Consider the following 7,209-nt stretch of genomic DNA (forward strand, 5'->3'; position numbering starts at 1 on the left):
GGTGCGCGACACATAGCAGGCGCGGCCTTTTAGTCAACAAATCGGTGTGCTTTTGCCGGTCTTGTGATGGCCGTGCGCGACTTACATTAGCGTTAGCAGGGGACAGTCGCGACAGCTTTATTGACGTGCGGTTCACACGACGCGTAATGTTTCAGGGATAACGCGTTCTGAACGTGGATGATTCGGTGATGGGCAGGGCGCAGGACGAAAGCCATGACCGGGGAAACGACCCTCAAGGAAGTCATTGCCAGGCTGGGTAAGGCCATCGAAGGGCTGGAAAACGCCGTCGCGGCCAAGCTTGAGCATGAGCGGGACTATTCGGAAGCCGAGGCCGAAGTGCAGCGGATGAACGCCGACCGCTCGCGGCTGGCGCAGGAGCTCGACAATTCCGAGGCCCGCGCCGAACGGCTGGAAGATGCCAACAAGGAAGTGTCGCGAAGGCTGGTGACAGCTATGGAAACCATCCGCGCGGTACTGGACAGGTAGGCCAATGGCACAAGTCACGGTTTCCATCGACGGCAAGCAGTATCGGATGGCCTGCGACGAGGGCCAGGAAGAGCATCTGATCGATCTTGCCGAGCGCTTCGACCGCTATGTCTCGCATCTGAAGGATTCTTTTGGCGAGATCGGCGACCAGCGGCTGACCGTGATGGCCGGCATCATGGTCATGGACGAGCTTTCGGAACTGCAGAAGCGGGTCAAGGGCATGGAAAGCGAAGTGCTGACGCTGCGCAAGACGCGCGACGACGCACTGACCAAGGCCGACAAGAACGATTCCGTGCTGACCGGGGCGCTCGGCGCACTGGCCCAGCGCATGGAAGACCTGGCGACGACGTTGGCAGTGAACAAGGCCTGAACCAGCGCAGCGAAAATTCCTGCTGCATTTGCCGAGAAGCAATGAAAATATTTCGCCGCCGGCCTTGATGCCGGCGCAACAGGCGTTTGAAGGATGACGCCGGAGTGATAGAAAGGCAAAAGCAGCGCCGGCCAACGCCGGCTGCGATCTGCACGCACAGGGTAAGGGACACGTCATGAGCCTTCGCATCAACGATATCGCACCGGACTTCACCGCTGAGACCACGCAAGGACCGATCAGCTTCCATGAATGGATCGGCGATGGCTGGGCGGTATTGTTCAGCCATCCGAAGAACTTTACGCCGGTTTGCACGACCGAACTCGGCACAATGGCCGGGCTCGAAGGCGAGTTCAGGAAGCGCAACGTCAAGATCATCGGCATCTCGGTCGATCCCGTCCAAAGCCATGAAAAGTGGCAGAACGACATCAAGACCGCGACCGGTCATTCGGTGAACTACCCGCTGATCGGCGACAAGGATCTCAAGGTCGCCAAGCTTTACGAGATGCTGCCGGCGGGTGCCGGCGAGAGCTCGGAAGGCCGCACGCCCGCCGACAATGCCACGGTGCGTTCGGTTTACGTCATCGGGCCCGACAAGAAGATCAAGCTGGTTCTCACCTACCCGATGACGACGGGCCGCAACTTCGACGAAATCCTGCGCGCCATCGATTCCATGCAGCTGACCGCCAAGCACCAGGTGGCGACGCCGGCGAACTGGAAGCAGGGCGAGGACGTCATCATCACCGCTGCCGTCTCGAATGAGGATGCCATCAAGCGCTTCGGCGCCTATGAGACGATCCTGCCATATCTCAGGAAAACCAAGCAGCCTTCCGCCTGAGCAGGCAGAGGCGGCACAGAGAGTTTTCGGTTTTCCTGGCCGTGTGAGCATGGGGTGCTTGACGATGCCTGGTTGACGGACAACCATGCCTTTAATTTGCCGTGGCAGAGAAAATCCTTCCTGCCGTGGTGAGGGGCGAAGGAGGCTGGATTGGACGCATTATCGGCCAGGTCGCAGGTCACCGGCTTCTATGACAAGCCGAGCGGGTCCGTCCAGTATGTGGTCGCCGACATGGCGACCCGCAAATGCGCCATCATCGATCCGGTGCTCGACTTCGACGAAAGGTCCGGTGCAACGGCAACGAAAAACGCCGACGCCCTGCTCGACTTCGTCAGGGAAAGCGGGCTGGAGGTCGAGTGGATCCTCGACACGCATCCGCATGCGGATCATTTCTCCGCCGCCCATTATCTGAGGGGGAGAACCGGAGCGCCGACGGCAATCGGCGAGAAGGTCATCGACGTCCAGAAATTGTGGAAGGTGATCTACAACTGGCCGGAATTCCCCGCCGACGGTTCGCAATGGGACAGGCTGTTCGCCAACGGCGCAACTTTTTCGGTCGGCGGCATTGCGGCAAGAGTGCTGTTCTCGCCGGGCCACACACTGGCCTCGATCACTTACGTCATTGGCGACGCCGCCTTCATCCACGACACGCTGTTCATGCCGGACAGCGGCACCGCAAGGACAGACTTTCCGGGCGGCAGTGCCGAGCGGCTCTGGCGTTCGATCGAGGACATCCTGGCGCTGCCGGACGAGACACGTCTGTTCGTCGGTCACGACTACCAGCCGGGCGGTCGCGAAGCGCGGTGGGAAAGCACGGTCGCGGAGCAGAAAGCCGGCAACATCCATGTTGCCGGCTGCAAGACGGAAGCCGACTTCGTCGCGCTCCGCCAAGCCCGCGACAGGACGTTGCCGATGCCGCGGCTGATCCTGCACGCGCTGCAGGTCAATATGAATGGCGGACGCCTGCCGGAACCGGAATCCAACGGGCAGCGCTATCTGAAGTTTCCGCTCGATTGCCTGTGAGAGGATGGGTCGCTGGCACTACAATGCCATTCAGACTCGGCGCCGCCCTCATCGTTCTGCGATGGTCATCCAAGCTATTGATCCTGATTCGATTTTTGCGATGTTTGAATCCGATAGGTCTATGCGGGACGACGGTGGCGGCAGCCGGATGAGGAGCAGCGCAGACGCCAGCCAGTCGAGCGTCAGGGTTTTGTTCGGCGGGCTAAATGTTCATACGTGATTTGCCAAGGATCGCTCTCGGAAGATCTTTCCTCGCCGATCCAATGGAAGCTGGTGGCAGTGATCTCGGTGAAACGCCATCGAGTTTGCAGACCGCGCGAGTCATTGCCGAGCTGGACAATGTCCTTACCCTCGGCCCGCCCGATCTGGCGCGAGTGATCCCGGTTGAGCGGGTCGTTCCATATGATATGCCAGCCATCGATCCCAGGGTCGAAGATGCGCAAGGTTGTGCCATACATCGCGGACGGAGCAGGGCGCTTGGGCCTGATCCAAACGTCCTGAATCGCGCGGCCTTCGAGCACCCAGCCAAAATGGCATTCGCCATCCCATTTCTGGATTGTGCCGTCGTCGAGGTAGTGGACCGAGTCCATCTCCCAGCTTCCAATTAGCCATCCATACAGGGCCATGTCTTTCGCTCGATCGGCTGGCGGACCGTCGGATCCGAGGGCGGCCAGAAACGGAGAAATCGTCATCATCACACTGCCTTTCGTTTCCAATAGACGAACTCAACTGCCCGACGGACCGTTGTCGCGCCCGCCTGCCGCAAGCGCCGGGTTGTGGAATGCCGCGGTCGGCGCCGCAACATTGCCGCCACAGCTTGCAGCCTTGCGGTTTTCAGGGCTTGGGGAAAATTGCGACAATGCCGCTATCAATGAGATCGTCTGGGGACGCCTGGCAAGGCTACTGAGCAGTTAGGGCGACGGATCGGACATCCGCGAAGGCGCCGCGGAACCGGCAACCCGCTAATGCATGTCGCGCAAAAGTGTGCAGCGGTTTTGCGATAACGACATGCATAAAAACAAGAATCTAAAGCGCGCCGCACAAGGCCGGCCCGAACGCGACGCGCTTTAGAAAAAAACGGCGGCGCCAGTTACCTGACGCCGCCGTTATTTGTTTCTACCGGAAGGCCTTACGCCGCCGGCTGCGCCTCGATGGTGCGCAGCGCCTGCGTCTGGCGCTTGGCTGCGGCCTTGACCGCGTCCTGCACCTTCTCGAAGGCGCGCACCTCGATCTGGCGCACGCGCTCGCGGCTGATATCGAACTCGGCCGACAGCTCTTCAAGCGTCAACGGCTCATCGGCGAGGCGGCGCGCCTCGAAGATGCGGCGTTCGCGGTCGTTGAGCACGGCAAGAGCGCCCGACAGCATGCCGCGCCGGTTTTCCAGCTCGTCCTGCTCGATCAGCATCTCTTCCTGGCTTTCGTGGTCGTCGACCAGCCAGTCCTGCCATTCGCCGGACTCGCCTTCACTGGCCCGGATGGGCGCATTGAGCGAGGCGTCGCCCGACAGGCGGCGGTTCATCGACACGACTTCCGCTTCCGAGACGTTCAGCCGGGTGGCAATCTCGGTGATCTGGTCCGGCTTCAAATCGCCTTCGTCGAGCGCCTGGATCTTGCCCTTCACCTTGCGCAGGTTGAAGAACAGGCGCTTCTGGTTGGCGGTGGTGCCCATCTTGACCAGGCTCCACGAGCGCAGGATGTATTCCTGGATCGAGGCCTTGATCCACCACATCGCATAGGTGGCGAGACGGAAGCCGCGCTCCGGTTCGAATTTCTTGACGGCCTGCATCAGGCCGACATTGCCTTCCGAGATCACCTCGCCGATCGGCAGGCCATAGCCGCGATAGCCCATGGCGATCTTGGCGACGAGCCGAAGGTGGCTGGTGACGAGCTTGTGCGCAGCTGTGGTGTCCTCATGCTCGGCATAGCGCTTGGCGAGCATGTACTCTTCCTGCGGCTGAAGCATCGGAAAGCGGCGGATTTCTTCCAGGTAGCGGCTGAGACCGCCTTCGCCGGAAACGATACTGGGTAATGACTGGGCCATGATAGCGCCCCCTCTCTATTGGAGTGATGCCCCCGAAACGCGGCGGGCATGTGGCGCGAATGCCAAAGGCACATTCGCGCCAACCGACATATATAGGAACAAAACCAGAAAGACAGGCATTTGTTCAACACGAAACAGTGTGTCACGTTGAAGTGAACAACGCCGGTCAGGTTTTCAGGTGGTTGGTTCAGAGCTTGCGGAAGCCGTCGACGAGTTCCTCCATGTCCCACGGTATCGGTGCTTCGAACCTCATCGTTAGATGGGTATCGGGATGCCGAAATGCAAGGAGGCGGGCGTGCAAAGCTTGTTGCGGAAACGCCTTTACCTTGCTTCTTAGCGGCTCGGGCAACCGATTGGCCTTGGTGCGGAAAGCCTGGCCGTATTCGGGGTCGCCAATCACCGGATGGCCGATATGGGCCATGTGGACGCGTATCTGGTGAGTGCGACCGGTTTCCAGCCGGCATTCGACCAGGCTCGCCGTGGCGAATTCCTGCTGCTGCTCGCCAAAGCGCTCAACGACGATGAAATGCGTGACGGCGTGGCGGGCATCGTCGCGGCCTTGCGGCACCACGGCGCGGCGTACCCGGTCGGCGGCGCGGCCGAGCGGCGCGTCGACCGTCCCGGTCGGCCTTGCCGGTATGCCCCAGACCAACGCCAGATAGGCCCGCTCGAGATCGCCGGTCAGGCCGTGGTCGGCAAAGGCCTCCGACAACGCCTTGTGGGCGCGATCGGTCTTGGCGACGACCATGACGCCGCTGGTCTCCTTGTCGAGGCGATGGACGATGCCCGGCCGTCTCACCCCGCCGATGCCAGACAGGCTGTCGCCGCAATGATGGATCAGCGCGTTGACCAGCGTGCCGGTCCAGTTGCCGGCGCCGGGATGCACGACCAGCCCGGCCGGCTTGTTGATGACGATCAGCTCGCTGTCCTCGTAGAGGACGTCCAGCGCAATATCTTCGCCTTGCGGCGCCGCTGGTTCCGGCTCCGGCATATCAACCGACACGCTGTCACCTTGCGCCATCTTGCGCTTCGTTTCGCTGGCTGGCTTGCCGCCGATCCTGACGGCGCCCTGCTTTATCAGCATCTGTACCCGGCTGCGCGACATGTCGGGGCCGAGCCTGGCCGCCAGCCATTGGTCGAGCCGCTGGCCGGCCGCATCAGCGCCCGCCTCCAGGACGATCGGACCGGCCCCTATTAATTGTCTGACCACTTCGTTATGAGCGCTCATCGAAAACAGTTCCGGAATCTGCTGCCATGGCCCGGCCGCTTGCCGACGAAGACGAGGAAAAGCCGCTCGACCCCGAGGTCGAAAAGGTGCGGAGGAAGCTCGTCCGCTTCGTCGCCATCAATCTCGGCCTGCTGTTCCTCGCCCTTATGGTGGTGATCGCGGCACTTGTCTACAAAGCGCGCAACGCGCCGCCTGCCGCCCCTCCGCTAAGCAGCGACATCCAGGTGCCGATCGGCGAGACGGTCAACGGCGACATCGTGCTGCCGGTCGGCGCCAGGGTGATCAGCCAATCGCTGTCCGGCAATCACCTGTCGATCGACGCAGAGCTGCCCGACGGCAGCCGCGCCATCTTCGTCTATGACATCACCGAGCGCCGCATCGTTGGCCATTTTTCGATCAGGAACAAATGACCGGTTTTGCCAAACACCGCAGCATTGCCACGGTCGCGCTTGTCGTCGCAAATTATGACGAGGCGATCTCGTGGTATGTCGACCAGCTGGGTTTTGTCCTCACCGAAGATGTCGATCTCGGCGGCGGCAAACGCTGGGTCACGATCACGCCGCGCAACGGGCAGGGTGCGCGCCTGCTTCTCGCCGAGGCATCCGGCGATGCGCAAAGGCACGCCATCGGCAGCCAGACCGGCGGCCGGGTCTTTTTGTTCCTCGAAACCGACGATTTTGCCCGCGACTATGCGCTGATGCTCGAAAAGGGCGTTGAGTTCCGTGAGGCGCCCCGGCACGAGACCTATGGCACTGTGGCGGTTTTCGCAGATCTCTATGGAAATCTCTGGGACCTGATCGAGCCAAAACGCTAGGCTTGCAGCGGATACTTCACCGGCGCGATCGGCAGCCTTAAGCCTAGTTGCTTTTTGCCAGCCGTCAGCCTATATCGCCGGTTCTTGAACGCGCCCATCGTCTAGCGGTCAGGACACCGCCCTCTCACGGCGGGAACAGGGGTTCGATTCCCCTTGGGCGTACCAAGTCTCTCCCAGCTCTCGGCAAACCATCAATCCGATCCATCGCCTTGGGTCGCGGCGGGTTTGGCTCATTGCCGCTTCTGGCGCAGCGAGTTGTGTGCGTCAAGTTCTGCAAAAATGGCGTGGCATTGCGGTGACGTTGGCGTGTCCGCCGCGCAGCCCCCATGTTTAGCGGAGCGGCGGACACATGACGGTGCTCAGGCGGCCAAGGCCCTCAGGCTCTCCTTCTTGTGCTCGCGCAGATGATCCA

9 protein-coding genes and 1 tRNA gene are annotated in these 7,209 nt (G+C 61.3%); 7 read left to right on the plus strand and 3 right to left on the minus strand.

The genetic code is table 11. The annotated features are described in order from the left end of the window. The first annotated feature begins 213 nt into the window (after window positions 1-213). From NKH99_RS14635 to NKH99_RS14650, 4 genes are all read left to right on the plus strand, one after another. Entirely contained in the window at window positions 214-486 is a 273-nt protein-coding gene (locus tag NKH99_RS14635) for a DUF4164 domain-containing protein (RefSeq protein ID WP_006200774.1), read from the plus strand. A gap of 4 nt (window positions 487-490) precedes the next feature. After that, window positions 491-856, plus strand: coding sequence for a cell division protein ZapA (locus NKH99_RS14640; RefSeq protein ID WP_254816554.1), 366 nt, complete (start codon window positions 491-493; stop codon window positions 854-856). Between the two features lie 175 nt (window positions 857-1,031). Next, window positions 1,032-1,691 carry a peroxiredoxin gene (locus NKH99_RS14645; RefSeq protein WP_023678511.1) on the plus strand — a complete coding sequence of 220 codons (660 nt, stop codon included), beginning with the start codon at window positions 1,032-1,034 and terminating at the stop codon, window positions 1,689-1,691. A 150-nt stretch (window positions 1,692-1,841) separates the two neighbouring features. Next, complete coding sequence (locus NKH99_RS14650; RefSeq protein ID WP_352471144.1) at window positions 1,842-2,714, plus strand: MBL fold metallo-hydrolase; 873 nt, start codon at window positions 1,842-1,844, stop codon at window positions 2,712-2,714. 182 nt (window positions 2,715-2,896) lie between these two features. Here the strand turns inward: NKH99_RS14650 and NKH99_RS14655 are convergent, their stop codons facing one another. From NKH99_RS14655 to NKH99_RS14665, 3 genes are all read right to left on the minus strand, one after another. Beyond that, window positions 2,897-3,409, minus strand: a complete 513-nt coding sequence (locus tag NKH99_RS14655) for a hypothetical protein (RefSeq protein WP_352471143.1) — start codon at window positions 3,407-3,409, stop codon at window positions 2,897-2,899. Between the two features lie 434 nt (window positions 3,410-3,843). Next, a complete protein-coding gene (gene rpoH, locus NKH99_RS14660; protein WP_023678514.1) occupies window positions 3,844-4,755 on the minus strand; it encodes an RNA polymerase sigma factor RpoH in 912 nt (303 codons plus the stop codon). Between the two features lie 187 nt (window positions 4,756-4,942). Further along, window positions 4,943-5,983, minus strand: a complete 1,041-nt coding sequence (locus NKH99_RS14665) for an RluA family pseudouridine synthase (protein ID WP_353014446.1) — start codon at window positions 5,981-5,983, stop codon at window positions 4,943-4,945. 26 nt (window positions 5,984-6,009) lie between these two features. Between NKH99_RS14665 and NKH99_RS14670 the strand changes: the two genes are divergently transcribed. The 3 genes from NKH99_RS14670 to NKH99_RS14680 all read left to right on the plus strand — a co-directional run bounded on the left by NKH99_RS14670 (window position 6,010) and on the right by NKH99_RS14680 (window position 6,962). Continuing rightward, entirely contained in the window at window positions 6,010-6,393 is a 384-nt protein-coding gene (locus tag NKH99_RS14670) for a fimbrial protein (protein ID WP_352540246.1), read from the plus strand. Further along, entirely contained in the window at window positions 6,390-6,797 is a 408-nt protein-coding gene (locus tag NKH99_RS14675) for a VOC family protein (protein ID WP_353014447.1), read from the plus strand. Before NKH99_RS14670 ends, NKH99_RS14675 begins: the two co-directional genes overlap by 4 nt. 90 nt (window positions 6,798-6,887) lie before the next feature. Continuing rightward, window positions 6,888-6,962, plus strand: a tRNA-Glu gene (locus NKH99_RS14680). The last annotated feature ends 247 nt before the right edge of the window (window positions 6,963-7,209 follow it).

Origin of the sequence: Mesorhizobium sp. M0854 (assembly GCF_040319815.1) — a bacterium.
In the GTDB taxonomy this organism is placed as follows: domain Bacteria; phylum Pseudomonadota; class Alphaproteobacteria; order Rhizobiales; family Rhizobiaceae; genus Mesorhizobium.